The organism is Vibrio sp. 1249-1 (genome assembly GCF_033340495.1).
In genome coordinates, this window is the sequence record NZ_JAWOWJ010000925.1 from 1 (window position 1) to 570 (window position 570).

Consider the following 570-nt stretch of genomic DNA (forward strand, 5'->3'; position numbering starts at 1 on the left):
CTTGATGACCAATAACGTAATGATCAAAGACGATTTAAAATCCGGGGCGCTAGTGCCTATTTTGCCGGATGTTACAGCCGACGAGGCTACGGTGTATGCGTATTACCCAAAACTGGATTATCAACACACACGCACCCAATTGTTCCTCGACTATCTAAAATCCCGTTTAGAAGAAGAAAAACGCATCTAATTTGATAGTTTTCTTGTTAAATGTGTGAGTAAGCGACTACTTTGAAATTAATGCCTCAAACTTTGATAACACTCTAGCCTTACTAGACTCACCTATTAGTGTTAATTCCTTATCTGTTGGGATTCAAAGTTTGATAAATCTCCTGAAGTAAACGATAGTTTACTTGATGCATATAAAATTATAAGTCGTCGTGTCGCACAACTATCAAAGCACGATATGAAATTAATAACGGCTAGGTAACGTGTTTAATGGATCATGTACAAATCAGTGTCCAAAAGCTTGATGAAATATTGAAGCTCAATGGGAGCGCTCTGCTCAACAGAGTGACTTTAGATATCCATCAACAGTTGAAGAGTCATTGTACATGCGTTGTTGAAGTG

The 570-nt window shown here is 38.1% G+C and carries 1 pseudogene; it reads left to right on the forward strand.

Features of this window, described 5'->3' with window-relative positions:
* Nucleotides 1–190 (forward strand): annotated as a pseudogene (locus R7Z50_RS29715) (LysR family transcriptional regulator); the annotation flags it as partial.
* Nucleotides 191–570: the final 380 nt, after the last annotated feature.